Source organism: Bradyrhizobium sp. UFLA05-153, assembly GCF_054185185.1.
In genome coordinates this window covers 1-24,275 of the sequence record NZ_JBBIAM010000091.1, presented here as the reverse complement: position 1 = coordinate 24,275, position 24,275 = coordinate 1, and the positions used below count along the sequence as shown (strand labels likewise).

The window sequence follows — 24,275 nt, the reverse complement described above, 5'->3', positions numbered from 1 at the left end:
TCGGCACCACAGCTACGCCCTGGGATAATGGGTCCTGGCTTTCGCCAGGACGACATGAATATTGTGCTACTACGATCCTCACTCATGCCATCCGCTACTTCGACAGCAGCGCGTAGGCGCCGTTCCAGTCGTCCGGCGGCGGGTTGGCCTGGAAATACCTGATGCGCGCCTCGTAGAGGCGGAACAGCCTCTCCAGCGTGTCGGCGTCTTCGCTTTTGCGGCCGCGCTCGATCGCGTCCAGCGCGCCCTGCCAGTCGCGGCTGCGGTAGCAGGCGAGCATCTCGATGGTGATGTTGCGCAGGCGCTGGAAGGCGCCAGAATTCATCACGTCCTCGCGGCCGACGACGGCGTAGATGACCTCCGGCTCGGTCTTGCCCTTCACCATGATGAAGTCGAGCTCGAGGATCGCGAACTTGTCCTTCGCGGCAAGCGCGGTCTTCGAGCCGACGATGATCGGGAAGCCGTATTCCTTGGTCTGCCCCTCCAGGCGCGAGGCCAGATTGACGCTGTCGCCGAGTACCGAATAATTGAACTTGAGGTCCGATCCCATGTTGCCGACCACGCCGACGCCGGTGTTGAGGCCGATGCCGACATTGAGCGGAATGTAAACATGGCCGCCGTCGGCGGCTTCCTCCTCGCGCTCCTTGTTGACCTCGTCGATCTTCTCCAGCATGTCGATCGCCGCCTCGCAGGCGTTGATCTCGTGCTGCTTGTCGTCGAGCGGCGCGTTCCAGAACGCCATGATGGCGTCGCCCATATACTTGTCGACATAGCCCTTGCGGGCGAGGATGGCGTTGGTGAGCGGCGTCAGGAAGCGGTTCATCAGCGCAGTCAACCCTTGCGGGTCGTGCTTGTAGGTCTCCGAGATCGTGGTGAAGCCACGCACGTCGGAGAACATGATCGTCATCTCGCGCTCCTCGCCGCCGAGCACGACCTTTTCTGGCGACTGCGCCATCTGCTCGACCAGAACAGGCGACAAGTATTGCGCGAAGTGGCCGCGGATCTGCTTGCGCTGCTGCTGCTCGCGCACGAAGCTTGCAAAGACCAGCGTCAAATAGATCGCGGTGGTCGAGAACAGCGGATAGGTCGGATCGATCAAGAGGCGATAGTGCACATAATAGTACCAGGAGAAGCCGCCCAACACCGAAGCGAACAGCGCGCCGACGCCGACCAGCGTGACGGGCCCGAATTTCGGCGCGAAGATGATCACCAGGAGGCCCATGATGATGGCGGCGAAGAACTCGATCGCGAGGCCGTAATTCGGCTGCGAGATGACCGAGCCGGTCAGCGCGCTTTCCAGCACCTGGGCGTGGATCTCGACGCCGGGCATGGCGGGATCAACCGGCGTCGTCTTGATATCGTTGAGGCCTGTTGCCGAGGTGCCAATCAGCACCAGCCGTTGCGCGATCCGATCCGGCGCAACCCGCCCCTCCAGCACGTCGACCGCTGGCACATAGATCGAGGGATCCTGCGGGGCGAAATGCACCCAGAGCTGGCCGTTCTTGTCGGTCGGGATCGAGAAGCCCTTCACGCCGACGCTGCGGATGCCTTCCTTGTCGGTCTTGACCAGCATGGTGTCGGAGCCGGTAACCACGCGCAGCATCTCGAAGGTCAGCGAGGGCATGATGACGCCCTGTGCCTGCATGATGACCGGTACGCGGCGCACGATCCCGTCGCGCTCGGGCCTGATGGTGAAGAGACCGCGGCCCGCAGCAGCGGCTTCGATCACCGGGACATTGCGCAAGAGGCCAGGGAATTCGTAGAGGAAGGGAAGCGGATCCTCGCCCAGCGACGCCAGCCCTGTCTGCGGCAGCTTCTTGTCAAGAAGCGCATTCGAGTTCGGGAGGCCGGACTCACCCACCACCACGCGCGACGACTTGATCGCCGCGGCAAAGATCTGGTCGTTGCTCGGCAGCGCCTTCAGCTTTTCGCGCGTCGCCTCGTCGAGGCTGCGAAACGTGTCGGCGGCGATGTCGGGGTTGAGCCGGTCGGGCTCAGAAAACACCGCGTCGAAGGCGATCGCGGCCGCGCCGAGCCGCGTCAGTTCGGTGACGAGGTCCGCAATCTTCGTGCGCGGCCATGGCCACTGGCCAATCACCTTCAGGCTCTTCTCGTCGAGATCGACGATGATGACGGGCTTTTGGGTCTTCTGACGGGGGTCGAACTTCTGGAAGTAATCGAAGGTACGGACGCGAAACTCCTCGACGAACCCCGGATCGGCGAGGCGCACGGCGGCAAAGCCGACGAGCAGCGCAAGGCAGACCAGCCGCGCATAGCCGAACCTGCGCGCGAACCACCGCCGCCATATCCTGAGCCGCTTCATACCTGTTGGACTTCCCGTAAACCGACCAGGGGCGATTTTGGATCGTCAGGACGCAAATGGCCATGGCCGCAAGCGACGATCCGGGGATTTTTTGCTGCCCCCGCTACGGAAGAACGAGGCTCGCGCTACGTCGTGCCGTGGTTAGTGACGATGAAATCGCTCGCGTGCAGGTTGCCGGCGGCCACGTTCTTGAGCAGGATCGTCTCGTGATCGTCCAGCGTGATCAGCGTATCGGCGTTCTGCTGCGTGATGGTGAGGTCGGCGACCGAATTGATGGTATCGAACTGGCGCAGGTCGATCTTATCCTGGGTCGTATCGAACCCGTAGACCGTGTGCTGGACGGCGTCCGTCGTTGACGCCGGGCCGAACACGAACTGGTCCTGCCCGCCGCCGCTGATCAGCGTGTCGCTGGACTCGGTGGCGAAGATGACGTCCTTGCCGCTGGTGCCGGTCAGCGTGACCGGACCCGAGCCGCCTTCGTCGAAGATGAAGTTGACGGTGTCGCTGGCGCCAAGGCTGTCGGTCACCTTGAAGGTGATCATGTCGGTATCGGGCGGGTTGGCGCCCGGATCGTAGGTCACGCTGTGGAGAGCCGTGTTGACCTGGTCGAGCGAGACGCCATCGATGGAGGACGGCGTCACGCCGGTGCCTTCCTTCGCGCCCTCGGTCTCCGCCGTCACCGTGTAGGTTTCCGTCGAGGACCCCGAGATCGACAGACCCGTGACCGTGTCGGTATTCGTCGCCTCGTCGTGCACGTGGGTGAAGTGAGTGGTGTCGATCACCGGCGACTGGTGGCTCCAGAGGAGCTTGGTGCCGCCGCTGCCGTCGCTGCTCGTGCTGAAGCCGGTTTCGTTGTAACCGCCGGTAATGGTGAAGTAGTCGCCGTCGCCGGTGCCGTAGTGGACCTCGAGCCCGCTTTCGGTCGAGACCAGCGAAACGTTCTTGGGGTCGATACCGGCGAGATCGATATTGTCGCCGTAACTGAAGCCGGTCACCGTGCCCGTGAAGTGCGACGTAGAGTCCAGATGCAGCGTGCCGACGCCAGAGCCGACGAACTGGATCGCGGAATCGGAGGTGCCGCCGAGTTCGAGGCTCGCGCTCATGATCTGAACCGTGCCGGAGCCGGTGAGATCGCCGAGGATCGTCGTTGCCCCGGTATCGGCAACGAGAACGCCGTGGTTGGCAACCGAGCCGGTGTCGTTGATGGTGCCCTCGAGGACGAGCTTGCCGTAGACGTCGATATGGATGTCGCCGCCGACCGACATGGCGCTCGCGGAGCCGTTGAAGGTCGTGGTGCCCAACACCTCGAAATGGGAATAGGAGTCGGCGGTCAGCGTCGTGCCGTTGATGATCGAGGCGCGCAGCAACGCGACCGAGCCCTCTCCGAACAGGTCGATCTCGCCGTCATTGATCGTGGTGTAGAAGAAGCCGATATGCCCGCCGTCGTCCGCTTCCAGCGTGCCGCCGGCGTTGTCGATGGTGCTGCCGGACAGATTGCCGAAGTTCAAGATCCCATATCGTTCGTCGGCGACGATGGTGCCGGTGTTGACGACGTGCTGGACGGCGTCAAGATAGGCATCGGCGACGTCGATATGGCCGTGATTGACGAGGGTGCCGTTCACCAGCAGAAAGCTGTCAACGCTTTCGTACTCGGAGTCGTAGCCGGTGCCCTTAATGTCGAGCCTGGTCACGCCGGAGAGCGACAGCCCGCCGATCGTGGTGCCGTTGCCGTCCACCGCCAGATCCACCACGCTGTCGGTATCGACCAATGCGGTTTCGGTCGCGGTGGGCGCGTGACCTAGCGACCAGTTGCCATCATTGTTCCAGCTCTGGTCGACGTCCCCCGTCCACACGTCGACATTCGCATCGTCAGCGGCATTCAACGTGATCAGCGTGTGGCCGGTGCCATCATCACTGGCGGCGAAATGCGCGTCGCTGTAGTCGCCGATCAGCTTCACCGTGATGCTGTGGTCGTAGGCATCGCTGACGACGAGGTTGCCGGTCTCCGCGTCATAGGTCGCGGTGGTGCCGCCGTCGAAGGTGATCGTCGACAGGTCCAGCTTGTCGGTCGTGGCCAGTCCCGCAATCGAACCGCCGAAACTCGCGGTATCGATCTGGAGCTCGGCGCCGTCCCCTGAGAAGGTTATGGTCTGCGCGACGGTGGCGTTGACCTCGAGCGTCGCATTGGCGTCGATGGTGACGGAGCCGGAGCCTGACAGCGAGCCGAACAGCGTCATGGTGCCGCTGTCGATCTCGATGCTGCCGGTGTTGGTGATGGCGCCGGTGATGGAGGTCGTGCCCCAGCTCTCGATCTCGCCGGAGTTGGTGATGGCGAAGGCCGCACCATCAGCACCGGAAATCGACGCGCCGTCGTGCAGATCGATCTCGCCGGCATTGCCGAGGGTGGACAGGGTGCCGAAGAAGCTCGAACCGGACACCGTCCAGGTGCCGCCGGCCTCGTTGCTGAAGGTCGCGCCGGCGACCGAGATATTGCCGTTGATGTCGCCGGTGTTGTTGATCGTGACGTGGCCGCCGGTCTCCACGATGGCATAGGTCGTGGAAGTCACGGCACCAGTATCGTCGGGCCCGATGGTGCCGGAATTGTCGATCAGCGCGGAGCCGGTGGCGTTCTCCTGGACGAAGATCGCGGCATGGCCGTCCGCGCCCACGACCGAGCCGGTGTTGGTGACGTGGGTCGAGCCGGTCGCGCCGTCGCTGTTCTGCGTGACGACCATGCCGACCGTGCCGGTGCCGGTGAGGTCGCCGTCATTGACGATGGTGATGTCGCCGCCGCCGGTGGCAAACGCGGACAGGCCGACAAAGCCGGTGGCGTCGCCTTCATTGGTGACGCTGACGTCGCCGCCGCCGTGATCGAAGGCGCCGATCGCGGTGCCGGCGGCCGTAATCGACGACGCCGTACCGGTCATCACCGTGACGTCGCCGACGCCCCAGGTGAAGGCCTCGATGCCAATGCCGGCATCCGCCGTGATCGTGGCGTCGCTCTCGACCGTGACGTCGCCGTTGACCTGGCTGGAGAAGGTGGAATTGCCGCCGGGCTTGTAGCCGGCGATGATCGCGCCTGGCGTGGTTTCGTCGTTGTTCAGAGTGGAGCCGGAATGGATCGTTCCATGCGCCTCGACCGTGATCGTGCTGTCCAGACCGCTCGCGATGGCAGTCGCATAGTTGACCGCCACGATGCCCGAGCTGCCCGACGTCAGCACGTCGCCCGTCGACAGCGACACGTCGATATCGCCGGCGTCGATGCTGTAGGCGAGGATGGCGTAGCCTGAGGTGCCCGTGACGTTGGCGTTGGCGCCGACGGTGACTTCGACATCGCCGGTGCCGCCGCTCAAGGCCTGCGCCCGGATGCCCTGAACGGCGCCGGTCACTGTGGTACCGGCCTCGTCGTTCACGGTCACGTCGCCATTGCCGTAGTTGTAGGCGTGCAGGCCATAGCCGGCCGCGGCCGTGACATTGGCGTAGTTGTTGATGGTCACCGAGCCGTTGACGTCGGTGTTGGCGACCGAGCCCGTCGTTGCGCCGTTGTAGCCAGCCTGGATGCCGGCCGGCGGATTGCCGCTCTGGTTGAGGTTGCTGCCGGAATTGATCGTGCCATAGGCGGTGACGGTGATCGTGCTGTCGCTGTCCGCATCGATCGAAGTTGCCCGGTTGACCGCGACGATGCCGGAGCTGCCGGAGTTGATGAAGGTGCCTGCATCCGTGGTGACAGTCTCGCTGCCGCTGCCGTAGCTGCGCGCACGGATGCCGTAGACCGAGCCTCCGGTGACGTTGCCACCCGCTTCGATGCTGATGTCGCCGTCACCCTTGGTCGTTGCGTCGATGCCGTAGGCGCCGCCCGCGGCGCCGCCGAGCTGCTCAATGGTGATATCGCCGGCATTGGCGGTGTTGAGATTTTCAACGAGCAGGCCAACGGAATTGGCGCCCGTTCCGGTCGCCTTGCCGGTGAGATTGGTCACGGTGATGTCGCCGGTTCCGGTCGCGCTATCGCGCAGCCAGATGCCGTTGCCGTTCAGGCCCGTGATGTCCTTTGTCGCCGCCAGCGAGATGTCGCCGACGCCGTTCTGGGTCACGAAGATGCCGCCCGCTGCGCCCGTCAGCGCGCCGGTCGGCGTGAGCACGATGGCGGCGGCATCGCCGATCGTGCCGCCGCTTGCCGTGAAGTCGAGCGCATCGCCGCTCGCCGTGGTGACGTTGCCAGCGCCCGCGATGGTGAACGTGCCGCCGGACGAGGACTGGCCGGCGATGGTGCCGGTAAAACTCTGGCCCGCGACATTGTCGAGCTGAAGCGTATCGGCGCCGCCGGCAAAAGTGACCGTCTGCGCGTTGGCGCCGGCGAGCTCCAGCGTCGCGCCGTCGTCGATGATGAGCGAGCCGGTGCCGCTGAGGCCGCCGGCGAGATCGAGCGTGCCGCCCTGCACTTCGATCGTGCCGGTATTGGTGACCGCGGCCGTGATGCTGTTGCTGCCGGTGACGACGTAGATATTGCCGGCATTGCCGAGGCTTCCGCCGTTGATCGTAACGTCGGACAGATACAGCTTCGAGGTACCGTCGACCGTCACCGTCCCCTTCGTGTTGGTGACCGTGACCGTACCGAGCTTGAGCACGCCGCCGTTGATCGCCTCGAGCGTACCGGCGTTGATGATCAGATCGCCGGTGATGTCGAGCTCGCCACCATTCGCCTCGATGAGGTTCTGATTGGTGATGGTGTGCTGCACGAGCGGGTCGATCGTCAGCGTCCCGCCGGTGACGTCGATCGTACCGGCGTTGGTGATGTCTGCGCTGTTGATGGCACTGATTCCGGTCGAGACCAGCGTGCCGGACAGCGTCAGCGTGCCGCCGGTGATCTCGGCCTGATCGAGGACCAGCACGCCTTGGTCGTCGACGGTGATGGTGCCGGACGAATTGGCGACCTTGGTCCCCTTGTCCAGCGTCAGCGTCGCACCGGCCTGGATTTCGATGGTCGAGTCGTTGTCGACGGTCTCGTTGTCGAAAGCGACGGTCCCCGTGACGGTGACGGCGCCGGAATTGTCCAGCTTGCCATTGGTCAGGAAACTCGTCCCCTCCAGCACCAACGCGCCGCCGATGATCAGCTTGCCGCTGTCGATGGTCCCGCCGTTGATGTCCAGCGTTGCACCGGCATCGATCTTGAGCTTGCCGCCGGCATTGTGGATCTCGGCCAGCATCTTGAGTGTGCCGCCGGTGAGCTCGATCGTGCCGGCATTGGTGATAGAGGCGCCGATGGCGAAGTCGCCGCCCCCCGCGAGCGTCAGCGTGCCGGAATTCGTCAGCACGCTGGTGTCAAGGATCTCCGCTTTGCCGCCGACGGAAATCGTGGCGCCCACGGAATTGGTCAGGATCGAGTCGGCGCTGAGATTGAGCGCTCCGGCGATCGTCAGCGTGCTCTGGTTGATGACCTGCGGCGCCGTATGCCCGGCGGACGTGTCGAAATCGTTCATGGTCAGCGATTTGGCGAACGCCGCCTCGTCGATCGTGACCGGATAGGACGGCGTCAGGCCGTGCAGCTGATCGGTGATGACGATGACGTCGTCATTGATCGTCGGCACGGTGCCGGTTTCCCAGTTCGCGGCGTTCTTCCAGAAGCCGCCGGGCGGGGACCCGGCCTCGGTCGTCGCGACCCACACCACCGCGGGGCTGTCGGTGCCCTTGATGGTGACGGTGACGGTCTGGGTCGCGGTCGCGCCCTGCGAATCCGTGACCGTCACGGTGTAGGTCAGCGTCAGGACCTCGCCCTTGGGAATGAAGTCGGCGAGGTAGACGGGCAGATCCGCGAGCGACCAGTCGATGACGCCGGCGTCCGTCCCGGTGCTGTCGGTATCGATCGCAACCGACATCGCTTTTTCGAAGATCGCCAGCGGTCCCGGCGGCACGGTGCTGCCGTCCGGCAGGGTCGCGCCGGTCAGTTTCACCGACACCTTGTGGGTGTCGGTGAGATCGACATCGGTGAAGGTCAGCGTCCCCGAGGTCGGCACCTCTGAGGTCAGCGGACCGCCGGGCACGCTGGTGCCGCCCTCGAAGGTGACGGTCGGAACGCTCGAGGTGATCACCGGCGTGTCGTTGGTGCCGGTCACCGTGATGGTGATGTCGATGAAGGCAGTTTCGTTGAAGCCGGCGAAATTGTTGTCGACGCGGACCTTGTAGGTCAGCGTCAGCGTTTCGCCGGCGGCGAGGAAATCGAACGCGTTGTCCGAAACGCTGTAGGTCCAGCTTGCCGAGCCGGTGTTGGTGTTGCCCGAGGTGGGAACGACCGTGATCTTGGCCTCGGTCGCGGCAATGTCGGCCTTTTGCAGGTCCGACAATCCGGCGGTGACGTCGTCGTGATTGGCGCTATGGTAGGTGAAGGAGTCGAAATTCACCTTCACGGTCGGCCGGTCACCGAGGTTGTAGTCTAAGAAGGTGATCTTGCCACCGACCACGTCGAGATCGCTGGTATCGCCGGTCTTGCCGTCGAGCTCAGACAGCGCGAACGCCGCCTTCACGTTGCCGTTGAGGTCGAGGCTGCTCGCGAGCGGCGCGCCGGGAACACGGCTGACGGTCGTCGGTTTGTCGGAGGTATTGGTCGACTGTTCGTTGTTGCCGCTAGTGACTGTGTTGACGAAAGTTACCTGCGCCGTCGCACCGCTTGCCGTCTTAATCAGCAACAGGTTGGCGTCCTGCGTGATCGAATCGGTCGAGTTGTTGGTCAGCTTGGTGTTGGTGCCGTTGTCCGTGAACTTCAGCGAGAACACGTCCGTGATCAGCTTCTGCACGTCCGGCGACAGCAGCGCGTTGGTGACCGAGACGTTGCCGCCGCTGATCTGGATCATCTGCCCCGCCTGGTTGACGGTGGCGATCGGCAGCAGCGTGACCTTGTCGAACAGGATGTAGGAGCCGGTGGTGCCGTCCGGCTCGACCAGCACCTGGAAATTCGCCTGCGGTTGCGGATCGCCGCCGCCCGACGGAATCGAGAAGCTGATTTCCGTCAGCACGGCGGTGCCGCGGATGCCCATGGTGGCGACCGGCGTATCGATCTTCATGTCGCCGTGCTTGGCGGTCTCGCCGGCGACGAAGGTGATGGTGCCCGCGACCAGGCTCAGCAGTGAGGAGTTGCTCGACCCGTTCGGGTCATAGACCATCTCGTTCAGCACCATCCGCGCGTTGGAGGAGAGGCCGAAGACGGTGCCGTCGATGAAGGTGACGCCGAGGGTCGAGTCCGACCCGGTCGAGAGAACGTCGCCCTTCTCGACGTTGTCGCCGTTGTTCAGGATGATCGAGACGCCGTTGCGGACCGCGGTCGCGCTGCCGGTCAGCTTGGTGATATGGCCGATGACCTGCGCGGCGGCGGCGCCACCCGCCGCCTGCGCGTACTGGATGTTGCCGGCGAGCGCATTGACGAGGTCGCCGGTGAGATGGGCGCCATCGGGCGAGGCGATCGCGGCGCGCTTCTCGCCCTTGAAGTAATCGTGAATGACGAACTCGTGTCCGTCATTGGACAGGACGAGATCAACGCCTGCGCGCTTGAAGTCGCCATGGAACAGCAGATTGGGATCGGGAACGAAGAACGCGCCCGGCGGCACGGTTCCATGACCCGAAACGGAAAACGATTCGACATGGCCATCGGCGGGCGCGTGGAAACCCTGGCCATGCAAGGAGAGCGCGGCGTCAAATTTGCCAGCGTAGTTCAACGGGGGAGCACCGCAAAAAGGGTTAATATTTAAAGAAGTATCTGCTGCCTATGCTTGCATATCATTACCAAGTCCTTAGCGAAACCGTCTATTGCTTGAGCGAATCGACACGGGGGCCATACCACAGCCCGCAAGAGACTGCAGGCGAGCAGAGTAGCAAAAGTAATTCCTGTGACATTTACAGGTATATTCCCGCCAAATCGACGGCATTTCCTACAACCGCAAGTATTGCAACGTATAAATCAACTCACGAATACTTACGTCATCTGTCCTTTGCAGTGCCCTGCAACATACTGCGGCAAATACGGAGTTTTAACCGTAACCTGGCTAACAGAAGTGACGCGATAAGCACGTCATTAGTCATAAGCAGCAGATTCGGCCGCTAACTCAAGCCCTGTCCGCAATTGATTCCATTTCGCGGCAGACTGTGGCTTTCCCCGGCTTGGCCGGTAAAATTTTACGTAAACCGGAGAGACCGGTTTCAGCTTGTTCCGCGGTTTTGAGCCCCCCGCGGGGCGCGTTAAGCAGAACAAAACGGCCTCCCCCCACTATCTCCGCACCAGAAACAAAGCCGGCACGTGCGGGTCAGGGGTGTCCTGCCGATGCTGGACAGGGGAAGTCAGATGGAGACCGTTGCTCACTCGCGCGCCTGGCGCGCAGTCCTGTTCCTATGCGGATTGATCCTGCTCGGATCGGCCGCCGACCTTCGCGCCGGCACGCTGCTGTCGCCCGGGTCCGCCGTCCTCGTGCGGAAATCCGCAGAACCGTTCGGCGTGTTCGCCTTCGCGATCTCCGCAGGTCGCGTCCGCGACAAGTGGCTTCACCTGAAGGACAAGCTCGACGACGAGATGGTGCAGCTCGCGCTATGCGACGGCGACCGCGACAACTGCGTCTCGCCGGCTGCATTGAAGCTGCTCGCCATCGTCGACCAGGCGCGCAGCCGCGAAGGTCGTGCCCGCCTCGGTGAAGCCAACCGCGCCGTCAATCTCGCGATCAAGGCGGCCAGTGACGGCACTGACGACGTCTGGAGTTCGCCGCTCGCCACCTTCCAGCGCGGCGCCGGCGATTGCGAGGACTATGCGATCGCCAAGCTCGCCGCGCTCCGCCTCGCCGGCATTCCACCTGAGGATCTGCGCATCGTTTTCGTGCGCGACACGCAAGTCGGCGAGGAGCATGCGGTCGCGGCCGCCAGGCTCGACGGCCACTGGCTGATGCTCGACAACCGCCGCATGGCCATGGTCGAGGATGAGGCGGCACGGACCTATCAGCCGCTGTTCGTGCTCTATCAGTCCGCAGTGCTGAAATATGTCGACGAGCCGGCTTTCGTGCCGGTGAGCAGCCGGACGGCGCAGGTCGCCGCCAACGAGGCACGCTGACGCGGCGAGCCGCGGCCACAAAGCCGTTTCGTCCCGCCGCCGGGGAAGCTAGCATGGCGTATCATGCGGGCTTCGGGGACAAGCGGAATGCGGGCGTTGGTGCTGGCGATGGTTGCGGCGATGGTGCCGCTGATGTCACCTGCGCGCGCGCAGGCGGCCAATCCGGATCCAGCGATCGCCGACAAGCTGCCGCTGTTTGCGAAAAATCACTGCGAGCAGCAACGCGATCCCGCAGGTCAGCTGTTTTGCGGCGATGGCGAGCTTGCCGCAGCGGCCGAGAAACTCGGTGCGGCGATCGAGGCGCGGCTCTCCCGACTGCCGGATCGTCTGCCGGCGATCGAGGAGAACGCGCTGTGGATCCGGCAGCGCAACCTGAGCTGCGGTATCGTCGGCCAGACCGCGGTCCGCACCGACGACATCGATCGCGTGAAGACCTGCCTGCTGAGGGAGACCGAGGAGCGCGCCGCGATCGTGCGCGACCCCGATTTCGATTGCCTCGCGGCCAACACGGCGGCCGGCGCGCTGATCTGTAGCGATCCGGAGCTGGCGCTGGCGGAGGAGGAGCTCAACGGCCAGGTCCTCGGCTTGATCGGCAAGCTGAACCCGAGCGAAGCCCGCTTTGCCTTCGCCGAATACGGCCGCTGGACAAGGGAGCGCGATCGCAAATGCGACCTCGTCGGCAAGGAGAACGTGCCGCTGGCCGAGCTGTCATCCGCGCAAGGCTGCCTCGCCGAATATCTGAACCGAAAGACGGCTGACATCCGTGGCGCCAAGGGCGATCCGAAGCGGGTGTTCGGCCGCCAGATCGCTGCACGGCTGCCTGACACCGATGCCGCCGACTTCTGCGTCGCCAAGATCCATGCGGCCAATTCCTGCGGCGACTTCCTCCGCATCAGTCGCGTGGTCGCGACCGGCAACGACGTCGGGGAGCAGGACGCGAAGGTCACCGCCGACATCGACATGGTCGTGCTGTCGCCCTTCACCACGTGCAGCCCGGTCGCATCGACCTGCACCGGCACCTGCTGGGACCCCAGGTCCGGCAAGGCGCAACCGGCTGCCGCCAAGCAGAACTCCCGGGAAAGCTTCAATGTGACGCGCCGGCTCAGGATCCAGCGAACCTTCGCGTTCCAGAAAGCCGCCGACGGCTGGCGCTGCAGGGAGGACGAACTGGCACCGGTGGAGTCCGGCATCGCCGGCGGGGGATCGTAGCTCGCGCCGTTCTTCTTCCTTCTCCCCTCGCGGGAGAAGGTGGCATAGGCGGCCTTCGGCCGCCGTTCTCAAGAGAACGCCGATGCTTCGCATCGGCTATGGCGCCGGATGAGGGGTTCTATCCACGAACTCAATCGAGCGAGGTTCTCGTGCGGAGAGATCCCTCACCCGGCTTCGCTAACGCGAATCCACCCTCTCCCACAAGGGGAGAGGGTGCACCACCCGTGCGGAGAGAGGCTAAGATCAGAACATCAGATTGTCCTTCACGAGGACCCAGCGTCCGCCCTTGACCTGCTGCACCTGGGTGATGGTGTTGGCGAGGTGATCGGTCTTGGTGAACCTCGTCGGCGGCGAGTTGAAGATGTCGAGGAATTTTTCGCCCGACTCGAGCGAGTCCAGCATCGTCTGTCCCGTGAGATCCTTGCCCGCCTTCTGCGCGTAGAAGGCAAAGGTCATCACCGTGTTGTAGCCGATGATCGCCTGCGTATTGGCGTCCGAATTGAACATCTTCTTGTAGTTGGCAAGCCAGTCCTTCACCGGGCCCTTGGCGCTGTCCTCATAGGGAATCTCGAACTGGGACGCGGCATAAAGCCCTTCTACGGCATCCTTGCCCAGCGCCGGCACTTCCAGCACGTTGGTCGGCGTCGCGCCGAGGAAAGTGACGTCCCAACCGAGCTTCTTCGCTTCCGTCATCGCCCCGATGGTCTCGCGGATCACGGTGCCGAGCAATACGAGATCGCAGCCGTCCGACTTCATCTTGGCGACTTGCGCGCTGAAGTCCGAGGCGCCGCGCTTGTAGCTGGTGATCGAAGCCGGTTGCACCTTCATGGTGGCGAGCTGCCGATTGAAGCCGTCGAGCACGTTCTTACCGTACTCGTCGTCCTGATGCATGATGCAGGGCTTCTGGAAATTCTTCGAATCAATCATGTATTTCAGCGCGGCCCGCGTGCTCTCGACGTAGGGCAGCAGATTGCTGAACTTCAGCCGCTCCTGCGGCTTGGCCGGATCGAACTTGAAGGTGAACTCGGCTGCCGAGAGGGGGAAGAGCTGGAGCACGCCGGCGTCGAACAGGATGTCCTGCGCTGCAAGCACGGTCGGCGATCCCATCGCTCCCACCATAGCGAAGACCTTGTCACGCTCGATCAGCTTTTGCGAGGCCAGCACAGCCTTTTTCGGATCGTAGCCGCTGTCCTCGACGACCAGTCGAATCTTGCGGCCGTTAACGCCGCCTGCCGCGTTGATCTCCTCGACCGCCATCTTCATTCCGTTGGCGACGGGCACGCCCCACCCCTTGATCGGGCCTGACAGATCCTGATGGGTGCCGATGACGATCTCGCCCGCCGAGATGCCTTCATTGGTGAACTTGGTTTGCGCAGCAGCCGGCAAACAGGTGAGCACCACCGCGCTTGCCGCAAGGCCGAACGCCCAAAACGATTTCGACATCGACGTCTCCTCTCCTCAAGGCCCTTGTTGCGCAAAGAACGGGGCCCATCGCTCCTTCGCTTTTTTTGAATGGTTTGCTCACGCCACCGCGCGCTCGCGATACATCGCGTCGATCTCGGCCGCATAGCGCCTGTTCACAAAGCTCCGTTTCAGCTTCATGGTCGGCGTCAGCTCCTCATCCTCGGGCGTGAGCTGGCGTTCGATCAAATAGAATTTCTTGATGGTCTCGACGCGGGCGAAGTTGCCGTTGACCTGTTCGATCTCGCGCCAGATCAGGCCCTGGATCTCGATCGCCCGGCACAGGCTGGCATAATTGGTGAAGGGAATGTCGTGGTCCTGCGCGAATTTCTCGACGTTCTCCTGGTCGATCATGACGAGGCAGGTGAGATACGGCCGCCTGTCGCCGATCACGACGGCGTCGGAGATATAGGGCGAGAATTTGAGCTGGTTCTCGATCTCCGACGGCGTGATGTTCTTGCCGCCGGAAGTGATGATGATGTCCTTCATGCGGTCGGTGATTCTGACGAAACCTTCGTCGTCCATGGTGCCGACGTCACCGGTGTGCAGCCAGCCGCGCGCATCAATGGTCTCGGCCGTCTTCTCCGGCTGGTTCAAATAGCCCATGAACAGGAAGTCGCCCTTGATCAGGATCTCGCCATCGGCAGCGAGACTGACCTCACCCCAGGGCACGGCCTTGCCGACCGAGCCGAGCTTGATGCGCTCGGAAGGCATCATGGTCGCCACCCCGCAATTCTCGGTCTGGCCATAGACCTCGTGCATGTCGATCCCGAGCGCGAGATACCAGCGGATCAGATCCGGCGAGATCGGCGCGGCGCCCGTGAACGCAATGCGGCAGCGATCGAGCCCGATCATGCGGCGGACATTGCGGAACACCAGCCAATAGGCGAAGCGGTTCGCGATCCTGAGCGCAAGCGACGGTGCTGCGCCCTCGAGCCGGCGATCGGTCATGAGGAAGCCGATGTCGACGGCGCGGCGATAGACCCATTGCTGGAACGGCGTCGCATCCTTCAACGCGATGGTAATCGCGGAATAGAACTTCTCCCAAACGCGCGGCACCGCGAGGAAGACGGTCGGCTGCACCTCGCGCAGATTGTCCGGTACGGTCTCGGGGCTTTCGGCGAAATTCATCACCGAGCCGAGTGCCACCGAGATGTAGTAGCCGCCGACCCGCTCGGCGACGTGGCAGAGCGGCAGGAAGATCAGCCGGTCCTCGTCCTCCCTCGCCGGGATGAAATCGTTGGCGTGGCGCATCTGATGCGTCACGCTGCGGTTGGAATGCATTGCGCCCTTGGGCGGGCCCGTCGTGCCCGACGTGTAGACGAGAATCGCCAGATCGCCCGGGCCGCGGCGGTCGATCATCTCGTGCCAGAGCTGCTCGCGGCCGACCATGTGATTGCGCCCGAGCGCGCGGAACTCGTCGATCGACATCACCATGTCGTCGGCGAAGCCGCGCAGGCCTTCCATGTCGAACACAACGATCCTCTCGAGCGTCGGGCATCGCGCGCGGCAGGCGAGGATCTTGTCGAGCTGTTCTTCGTCCTCGGCAAAGATCACGCGCGTAGCGGAGTCGTTGACGAGATATTCGACCTGCGCCGATGAATCGGTTGGATAGATCCCGGACGAGACGCCGGCCGCGCACAAGATGCCCATGTCGGCATAGATCCATTCCGGCACGGCGTTGGCCATGATGGAGGCGACGTCCCCCGGCTTGAAGCCCGAAGCATGAAGCGCGTAGGCGATCTCCTTGGATATCTCCAGCCATTCGCGCCAGCTCGTCGGCTGCCAGATGCCGAACTGCTTCTCGCGGATTGCAGGTCTGTCACCGCGCGCCTCCACCGCGCGCAGGAAACTCTTTGCGATCGTGTCTGCGACTGTCAGCATCGCCGGTCGGGCCATGCCATTCCCTCCTTGTCGCTTCATCCCTCGCGCTGCCGGCTTTGCCGGCGGTCTGTTCGTCAACGAGGAGATGCCATATTTAACGCCACGTTTTCTTCTTTTTCCAGCGCCGTTCGCCCCGCGCGCCAGCCTCCTTGGCACCAAGATAAAATTCCTGGATGTCCTGGGAATGCATCAAGCGGTCGCAGGTGTCGTTCATGACGACGCGGCCGATCTCCAGCACATAGCCGTAATGCGCCGTTTCCAGCGCCACCTTGGCATTCTGCTCGACGAGCAGGATCGACATGCCCTGCTCCTCGTTGACGCGGCGGATGATCGTGAAGATCTCCTTCACCAGGATCGGCGACAGGCCCAGCGACGGCTCGTCCAGCAGCAGCAGCGTCGGCCGGTTCATCAGCGCGCGGCCGATCGCCAGCATCTGCTGCTCGCCGCCGGAAAGCTGGCCGGCCGGCTGGTCGATGCGCTCCTTCAACCGCGGGAAATAGCCGTAGACGCGCTCCAGATCCTCCGTGACACCGTCGCGATCCTTCCGCGGATAGGCGCCCATCATCAGGTTTTCGCGCACCGAGAGGAACGGAAACACCTCGCGCCCCTCCGGCACGTGGCTGAGGCCGAGGCGAACGATCTTGTCGGCCTCCATGCGCTGGATCGGCTTGCCCATGAACTCGATCGTGCCCTTCTGCGGATCGAGAATCCCCGAGATGGTCTTCAGCACCGTGGTCTTGCCCGCGCCATTGGCGCCCAGCAAGGTGACGATGCGGCCGCGCGGCACCTCGAGCGAGATGCCGCGGATCGCCATGATCGGCCCGTAATAGCTCTCGATATTGGAAAGCTTCAGGATGATGTCGGGCGAAACGGCGGCGTCCATCGCGTCAGGCTCCGAGATAGGCGGCGACGACGTCGGGATGCTGCTGCACCTCGGCGGGCGAGCCCATCGCCAGCACCCGGCCGTAGTTCAGCGCGATCACGCGATCGGAGACGCGGTTGACCAGCGACATGTCGTGCTCGACCATCAGCACGGTGATGCCGAGCTCGCTCTTCATGTCGCGGATCCAGAACGACATGTCGTCGGTCTCCTCGACGTTCAGTCCCGATGACGGCTCGTCGAGCAGAATGAACTTCGGTTCCGAGCAAAGCGCGCGGGCAAGCTCGATCACCTTGCGCACGCCGTAAGGCAGACCCGAGATCACCTTGTCGCGATAGGGCTCGAGATCGAGGAACTCGATCACCTGCTCGACGCGGCGCCGGTGCAGCTTCTCGTTGGCGCGCACGCTCGGCAGGAACAACAATTCCTGCCAAAGCTGTGTGGTCGAGTGACGGTGGCGCCCGACCAGGAGGTTCGCGAGCACGGTCGCATTCTCGAACAGCTCGATGTTCTGGAAGGTGCGGGCGATGCCGAGCCTCGCGATGTCGTAGGGCGGCTGTTCCGTGATATCCTGGTCCTCGAAGAAGATACGGCCCGCGGTCGGGCGGTAGATCCGCGAGATCAGGTTGAAGATCGAGCTTTTTCCGGCGCCGTTCGGCCCGATGATCGAGAGGATCTCCCCCTTCTCGACCGCAAACGAGACCGCGTCGACCGCCTTGAGGCCACCGAAATGCAGCGACAGGTTTTCGGCGCGGAAATAGCTCATCGGTTCCGCTCCGACTTCACATAGATCTTCTGGCGCTTGAAGGTCGCGCGCTTGTAGAGCGGGAACAGCTGGAAGAAGAGCTTGATCTTCAGCCAGCGGCCGTAGAGGCCGAGCGACTCGAACAGCACGAACAGCACGATGATGATGCCATAGATTGCGCCCTTCAGGCCGTTGAGCGAGGCGAAGGCCGCGACCTTCGACTGGACGTTCGCCGCGCTCTCGCTACCAGCCCCGAGGGTCGCGGCGATGCCGGCGATGATGCCGGGCATGTCGTCCTTCAGATAGGTCAGGAACGGATCGATCATCACGATGAAGATCGCCCCCAGCACCGCACCGTGCAGGCTGAACGTGCCGCCGATCAGGATCACGATGATGAACTCGATCGAGAGCTGGAGCGTGAACATCTCCGGCGAGATGAAGGAGAGCTTGTGCGCGAACAGCACGCCGGCAAAGCCGGTGATCGCCGCCGAGATCGCAAAGGATTTCACCTTGTAGAGCGCGACGTTGACGCCCATGCTGCGCGCCGCCGTCTCGGAGTCGCGGATCGCAACGAAGGCGCGGCCCGTCGGCGAGCGCAAGAGATTGAGCGTTCCGACGATCGTCAGAATCAGAACGGCCAGGCAAAGGAAATAGAACGTCGGACTGTCGCGCGGCACGGCGACGCCGAGCAGCGAGAGCGTCTTGATGCGCATGCCCTCATTGCCGTTGGTGACGCTTTCCCAGCGCGCCAGAATTTCCTCGACGATGAAGGCGAAGGAAATCGTGGCGATGACGAGATAGATGCCCTGGAGCCGCAGTGCCGGGAAGCCGACCAGCGCGCCGATCAATCCGGTCAGGAGCCCAGCGGCGACGAAATAGACCGGAAACGGCACGTTGTATTTCTGCAAGTAGGCCGCGGTGTAGGCGCCGATCGCAAGGAACGCGGCATGCCCGAGCGAAGCCTGCCCGGTGAAGCCGGTGAGGATCAGCAGCGCCACGCCGACTGTCGCATAGATGCAGACGAAAACGAGCTGGCTCATAAGGTAGCTGGAGAGCACGTAGGGCGCGATGAGCAGCACCGCGATCAGGAGCCCGTAGGAGACCACGTAGCCCGAATGCGGGAACAGGCGGATGTCGTCCTCATAGTCGGTCTTGAACAGGAAGCGCATGGAGTTCAGACCTTCTTGCGCACGTGAAGGCCGAACAGGCCTTCGGGCTTCAGCAGCAGCACTGCCAGCAGCACGATGTAGGGCGCAACGTCCTTCCAGCCTTCCGGCAGATAAAAGCCGGCCATGCTCTCGATGATACCGATCAAGACTCCACCAACGACTGCGCCGGGAATCGAGCCGAAGCCGCCGAGCACGGCGGCAGGAAAGGCTTTCAGCCCGAGCACGAGCCCGACATTGGAGTGAATGAAGGTGATCGGCGCCAGCAGCACGCCGGCGCAGGTCGCCACCGCTGCACTGATCGCCCACACGATCGACACGACGCGCTTCACGGGGATGCCCATGTAGTAGGCCGCGAGCATGTTCTCGGAGCTGGCGCGCATCGCGGTACCGAGCGTGGTCTTGTTGAAGAAGAGATAGAGCAGCGCGCAGAGGATGACGGTTGCCGCGATCACGGACAGCTTGTCATAGGCGAGCACGAGCGCGCCGATGCGCAGCACGCCCTGGCTGAACGGCGTCTCGATCTTGAAGTCGTCGGTGCCCCAGATCATGCCGGCGATCGAGCGCAGGAAGTAGCCGAGCCCGATGGTTGCCATGATGATGGAGAATTGCGGATAGCCGAGAATCGGGCGCACCACGATGCGTTCGGCAAGCATGCCGAACAGCGCCATCGCGGCGACCGCGCCGGCGAAGCCGACCCAGTAGTTCAGGCCCATCATGCCGATGAAGGTGAAGGCGAAGAAGCCGCCGAGCATCATCAGATCGCCCTGGGCGAAGTTGACGACCTCGGTTGCCTTGTAAACGAGCACGAAGCCAAGCGCGATCAGGCCGTAGACGCAGCCGAGTGCAATGCCACTGACCAGCTGCTGAACGAAGTCCAGCATCGCCGAGCATCCTCCCCGATGCGATCCTGCGGCTCTTGGCGGCCGTCTCGTCGCATCTTGTGTCCAGTCGCTACGCGATCATTATGAGTCGCGGAAAGCGCCATTTGCCCGGTGCAATTCAGCCTGAACCGCCAAGCGCTGTCAATAAAACGAGAGGCGGATGCATCCGTGCGGGATGACGGAATTTGTGGCAGGTTAATTCACCGTGCCGAAACATCTTCAGATCAAGGTCGCATGCGATGCGAAACCGTATGGTGTGGCCGTCATGAAACCGGACAGCTCGGCGCTGAGCGTGCGAGGGTTAACGAAGCGTTTTGGCCGCTTGGCGGTCGATTCCCTCGATCTCACCATTCACGCCGGTGAATTCTACGCACTGGTCGGCCCCAACGGCGCCGGCAAGACCACCACCTTGCGCATGGTCGCAGGGCTGCTGCGGCCCGATGCGGGCGAAGTGTCGATCTTCGGCATCGATGCCCTCGCCGATCCGGTGGCCGCCAAGCAGGTGATGGCCTGGGTCTCTGACGAGCCCATGATTTATGACAAGCTGACGCCGCTCGAATATCTCGAATTCGTGGCCGGCCTCTGGGGCATCGCGCCCGCCGCCTCCGAACCGGTCGCGCAGGAGCTGCTGAGCTCGCTCGGCCTTGCGCCGCACCGGCACGAGCGCTGCGAGGGATTTTCCAAGGGCATGCGCCAGAAGGTCGCGCTGGCCGGCGCGCTGGTCCACGACCCCCGCCTCATCATTCTCGATGAGCCGTTGACCGGCCTCGACGCCGTCTCCGCCCGCCATGTGAAGGGCCTTTTGGCCGAGCGCGTCCGCGCCGGCTGCACCGTGATCATGACAACGCATATTCTCGAGGTCGCCGAGCGCATGGCCGATCGGATCGGCGTGATCGCGTCAGGCAGCCTCGTCGCCGAAGGCACGCTCGCCGAGCTGCGCCAGCAGAACGGCCACACCGACACCAGTCTCGAGGATCTCTTCATCGCGCTGGTCACGCTGGAGGCTGCCGCCGCATGAGCTCGGCGACTGCATTATCGTGGTTTGCCCGCCACGAGCTCCGCCTCGCCTGGCGCGAATGGCTCGCGATGATGACGGGCCAGCGCAAGCGGAAGCGCGCGGCGGTGATCGGCCTGGTCGCCTTTGCCGCACTCCTGCACCTGCCGGCCTGGGCCGTGATCGGCCGCTTCGCCGGACTTCGATTGCCGCTCGACAAACCGTCGCTGATCGTAATCACGGCGACGATAGCGCTCGCCTGGTCGCTGATGCTGTCGCAGGCGATCGAATCGGTGACCCGGGTGTTTTACGCCCGCGCCGATCTCGATCTCATCATGTCGTCGCCGGCAACTCTCACCAACCTGTTCTCGGTACGCATCGCCGCGATTGCGCTTGCGATCACGATGATGGCGCTGCTGTTCTCCACGCCCTTCATCGACGTTCTCGTGATCGGCGGCGGGCCGCGATGGCTCGCGGCGTTCGGCGTGGTCGTCGCCATGGGGCTGTCGGCCGCTGCTATCGCAATCGCGATCACGATCCTGCTGTTCAGGTTGATCGGTCCGGCACGGACGCGCTTCATCGCGCAGATCCTCGCCGCGATCATCGGCGCCGGCTTCGTCATCGCGCTCCAGATCGCCGCGATCATCTCCTACGGCACGCTGTCGCGCTTTGCGGTGCTGACCTCTGACGCCACGGCCGCCTATGCCCCCGATGTGGACAGCATCATCTGGTTGCCCGCGCGGGCCGTGATGGGCGACAGCGGGGCGCTGGCGCTGCTGCTCGCGCTCGGCCTCATCATGCTCGGCGGCGTGATGGCGCTGTTCTCGGGCCGCTTCGCCGACACCGCCATCGACGCCGCCGCCCGCGGCGCGACCGGCCGCCGGACCGCGCGCGAACGGAAGTTTCGCACAGGCACGCGGCCACAGGCGCTGCGGCGCAAGGAGTTCATGCTGCTGTGGCGCGATCCCTGGCTGATCTCGCAAACCTTGATGCAACTGCTCTATCTGGCGCCGCCCGCGCTCCTGCTGTGGCGAAGCTTTGCCGACAGCTCTGCGGCGCTGGTGCTGATCACGCCCGTCATCGTGATGGCGGCAGGACAGCTTGCCGGCGGTCTCGCCTGGCTGACGATTTCGGGCGAGGACGCCCCCGATCTCGTCGCGACCGCTCCGCTGTCGCCTTCGCGCGTCATCCGCGCCAAGATCGAGGTCGTACTGATCGCGATCGCCGTGATCTTCGCCCCGCTGATCGCAGCGCTTGCCTTTGCCTCGCCGCTCCAGGCGGCGATCACGGCGGGCGCGATCATCGTCAGCGCGGCGTCCGCCACCGCGATCCAGCTCTGGTTCCGTGTGCAGGCGCGGCGCAGCCAATTTCGCCGCCGCCAGACCTCGTCGCGCCTTGCGACTTTCGCCGAGGCTTTTTCCTCGATCGGCTGGGCAGCAAGCGCCGCACTGCTGCTCGCGTTTCCCCTCGCCGGCCTCATCAGCGGCCTGATCACCGCGGGCCTCGTCGCCGTCACCTGGAAGTTCAGCCCGCGGCGGGAGTGAAGGGCAAAGCCACTCGCATGCTCGGATAATAACGCCAACGTGTTATGCTCGAGCGTGTATTCATAAATCAGAGCGGGGCCGATCCGCCCAGCCTCCAACAGCGCTGCGAGAGCAGACATTCCGGGACCGCCGCTGTGGGCCATCGGCGGAAATGCGAGCTATGGTCGTCGCCCAGTTGCTACATGATGCTTGTCGGACGGGCGCCCCTGGGCTTAGGGCGCCCGTCACCATATTCTACTTGCCAGCGTGCGACTGCATGGCCTTCTCGATCTGCTCCTTGACGGCTTCCAGGTTGAAGCTCGCACCCTTCTGCATCGGTGGAAACTCGATCGCAGTCTGGGCGAGCTTACCCACCTCCTGCTGAACGAACTGGAATCGCCAGAACTCGTAAGCGAACCAGTTATAGAATGCCAATGACCCCTTATCGCCGTTCGGCAAATTTGTGCGTTCGAAGGGATCAAGGCGGAGATTGGTGAGGATCGGCCAATCAACCTTGACTGTGCCGCCCAACCAGCCGCCGGGCTGATCGGTGAAGCGATACTTGAAGTCGTCGACGCGCACCGCGCTCAGTGTGCCCTCCGTGAAATAGAAGATCGCGTGGCGCGCAGACGGGCCTTTTCCGGTAATCAGGTCCATCTGGTTGTATCCGTCGAGGTAGACCTTATAGGTCTTGTCGCCGAGCTGCTTTCCCTTCCTCAACTCGTCGGCGATATTCGGATTGCCGGCGGCGGCGGCAAAGGTCGGAAACCAGTCGAGTCCGGACATAATGCCGTTCTCGACCTTTCCCGCCGGTACCTTGCCCGGCCAGCGGATCATACAGGGCACACGGAAGCCGCCTTCCAGGGCGGTTCCCTTGCCGCCCGCGAACGGCGTCTGGCCGCCATCCGGCCAGGTGAAGTTCTCGGCGCCGTTGTCGGTTGTGAACGCGACGATCGTGTTGTCGTCGAAGCCCTCGTCCTTGAGCTTCTTCATCACGGCGCCGACGATGTCGTCGAGTTGGGCGAACCCGCCCTCGGAAACCGACCAGCCGTTTTCCGAGTTGCGCATGTTCTCGTATTTTTCCGAAAGATGGGTGACGACGTGCATGCGCGTGGGATTGAGCCAGACGAAGAACGGCTTATTGTCCTGCTTCGCCTTGTCGATGAAGGCGAAGGTGGTTTGCAGAATCTCGTCGTCGACCGTTTCCATCCGCTTCGGATACAGGGGCCCGGCGTCCTCGATCCGCTGCTTGCCGATCTTGCCCCAGCGGGCTTGCACCGACGGATCGTCGACGTTGGTCGCCCATGAATGAACCATGTTGCGAGGACCGACCGTGGCCAGCAGCGATTGCGGGTAATTGCGGTGGGCGGGGTCCTCCATCGCGTCGAGGTGATAGAGGTAGCCAAAGAACTCGTCGAAGCCGTGCACCGTCGGCAGAAACTCGTTGAGGTCGCCGAGGTGGTTCTTGCCGAACTGACCCGTGGTGTACCCCATGGATTTCAGCACGGTCGCAATGGTCGGCGCTTGCGCCGGCATGCCGATCGGGGAGCCGGCCTGGCCGACTGTGGTAAGGCCCGTGCGGATCGGCAGTTCGCCGGTGATGAAGTTGGCGCGGCCCGCCGTGCAACTCGCCTCTGCGTAGTAGTCGGTGAAGCGCATTCCCTCCGCGGCGAGCCTGTCGAGGTTTGGCGTCCGGCTCGCCATGATGCCCTGATGGTAGGCACCAATGTTGAACCAGCCAATGTCATCACCCATGATGAAGACGATGTTCGGCCTCTGGCCGGCCGATGCGGGCGCTGGCCCGGTTGTTTGTTGCTGCGCCTGCGCGGGGGTTGTCAGTCCGACGGCCGAAAGCGCCGAAGCCGCGACAAGAGAACTGCCGCTCAACAGCAAGTCGCGGCGTTTCAGTCCTCCGTTGGCCAACTCGATGCTCTCAGGGTTTTTCGAAATCTTGTCATTGCTCATGACGCGATCCTCTTTCCTGTGATGCGCCTGAAGCCGACACGGAGCGGCAGCTTTCCGGGTTGATCTAGATCAAGGATGTCCGCAACGGGTCTTGGTTCGCGGTAGGGATGCCCATTGCTGGACACCCCCCGCGCAGATCCGGACAAGCCCGATTCGAGCATC

General features: G+C 63.4%; 13 protein-coding genes. 4 read left to right on the top strand and 9 right to left on the bottom strand.

From position 1 onward, the window contains the following. Positions 1–94 precede the first annotated feature (94 nt). Together Q2941_RS36645 and Q2941_RS36640 are read right to left on the bottom strand one after the other, a co-directional pair. Positions 95–2,323 (bottom strand): CHASE2 domain-containing protein, encoded by a 2,229-nt coding sequence (locus tag Q2941_RS36645; RefSeq protein WP_458195537.1) that lies wholly within the window; start codon positions 2,321–2,323, stop codon positions 95–97. A 125-nt stretch (positions 2,324–2,448) separates the two neighbouring features. Beyond that, complete coding sequence (locus Q2941_RS36640) at positions 2,449–10,026, bottom strand: beta strand repeat-containing protein (protein ID WP_458195536.1); 7,578 nt, start codon at positions 10,024–10,026, stop codon at positions 2,449–2,451. Positions 10,027–10,649: 623 nt separating this feature from the next. On the opposite strand from Q2941_RS36640, the gene Q2941_RS36635 reads away from it, so the two are divergent. Continuing rightward, positions 10,650–11,402 carry a transglutaminase-like cysteine peptidase gene (locus Q2941_RS36635; protein WP_027521384.1) on the top strand — a complete coding sequence of 251 codons (753 nt, stop codon included), beginning with the start codon at positions 10,650–10,652 and terminating at the stop codon, positions 11,400–11,402. Positions 11,403–11,489: 87 nt separating this feature from the next. Continuing rightward, positions 11,490–12,611, top strand: a complete 1,122-nt coding sequence (locus tag Q2941_RS36630; RefSeq protein ID WP_027521385.1) for a lysozyme inhibitor LprI family protein — start codon at positions 11,490–11,492, stop codon at positions 12,609–12,611. A 243-nt stretch (positions 12,612–12,854) separates the two neighbouring features. Here Q2941_RS36630 and Q2941_RS36625 read toward each other — a convergent pair whose 3' ends face one another. The 6 genes from Q2941_RS36625 to Q2941_RS36600 form a co-directional block, all read right to left on the bottom strand. Further along, positions 12,855–14,054 (bottom strand): ABC transporter substrate-binding protein, encoded by a 1,200-nt coding sequence (locus Q2941_RS36625; RefSeq protein WP_027521386.1) that lies wholly within the window; start codon positions 14,052–14,054, stop codon positions 12,855–12,857. Between the two features lie 78 nt (positions 14,055–14,132). Next, positions 14,133–15,971 carry an AMP-dependent synthetase/ligase gene (locus tag Q2941_RS36620; RefSeq protein ID WP_027521387.1) on the bottom strand — a complete coding sequence of 613 codons (1,839 nt, stop codon included), beginning with the start codon at positions 15,969–15,971 and terminating at the stop codon, positions 14,133–14,135. Positions 15,972–16,050: 79 nt separating this feature from the next. Beyond that, positions 16,051–16,839 carry an ABC transporter ATP-binding protein gene (locus tag Q2941_RS36615; RefSeq protein WP_254109219.1) on the bottom strand — a complete coding sequence of 263 codons (789 nt, stop codon included), beginning with the start codon at positions 16,837–16,839 and terminating at the stop codon, positions 16,051–16,053. Between the two features lie 4 nt (positions 16,840–16,843). Then, positions 16,844–17,602: an ABC transporter ATP-binding protein gene (locus tag Q2941_RS36610; RefSeq protein WP_027521389.1), complete on the bottom strand. Its 759-nt coding sequence runs from the start codon at positions 17,600–17,602 to the stop codon at positions 16,844–16,846. After that, on the bottom strand, positions 17,599–18,750 hold the full coding sequence (locus Q2941_RS36605; protein ID WP_458195535.1) for a branched-chain amino acid ABC transporter permease: 1,152 nt from the start codon (positions 18,748–18,750) through the stop codon (positions 17,599–17,601). The genes Q2941_RS36610 and Q2941_RS36605 overlap by 4 nt, the downstream gene beginning before the upstream one ends. 5 nt (positions 18,751–18,755) lie before the next feature. After that, entirely contained in the window at positions 18,756–19,631 is an 876-nt protein-coding gene (locus tag Q2941_RS36600; protein ID WP_458195534.1) for a branched-chain amino acid ABC transporter permease, read from the bottom strand. Positions 19,632–19,896: 265 nt separating this feature from the next. On the opposite strand from Q2941_RS36600, the gene Q2941_RS36595 reads away from it, so the two are divergent. Continuing rightward, positions 19,897–20,649, top strand: coding sequence for an ABC transporter ATP-binding protein (locus Q2941_RS36595; protein ID WP_458195533.1), 753 nt, complete (start codon positions 19,897–19,899; stop codon positions 20,647–20,649). Beyond that, positions 20,646–22,169 carry a hypothetical protein gene (locus Q2941_RS36590; protein ID WP_027521392.1) on the top strand — a complete coding sequence of 508 codons (1,524 nt, stop codon included), beginning with the start codon at positions 20,646–20,648 and terminating at the stop codon, positions 22,167–22,169. The genes Q2941_RS36595 and Q2941_RS36590 overlap by 4 nt, the downstream gene beginning before the upstream one ends. 234 nt (positions 22,170–22,403) lie before the next feature. On the opposite strand, the gene Q2941_RS36585 is transcribed toward Q2941_RS36590, so the two are convergent. Next, the gene (locus Q2941_RS36585; RefSeq protein WP_156944103.1) at positions 22,404–24,113 is read right to left on the bottom strand and encodes an arylsulfatase; all 1,710 of its coding nucleotides are present in this window, start codon (positions 24,111–24,113) and stop codon (positions 22,404–22,406) included. Positions 24,114–24,275: the final 162 nt, after the last annotated feature.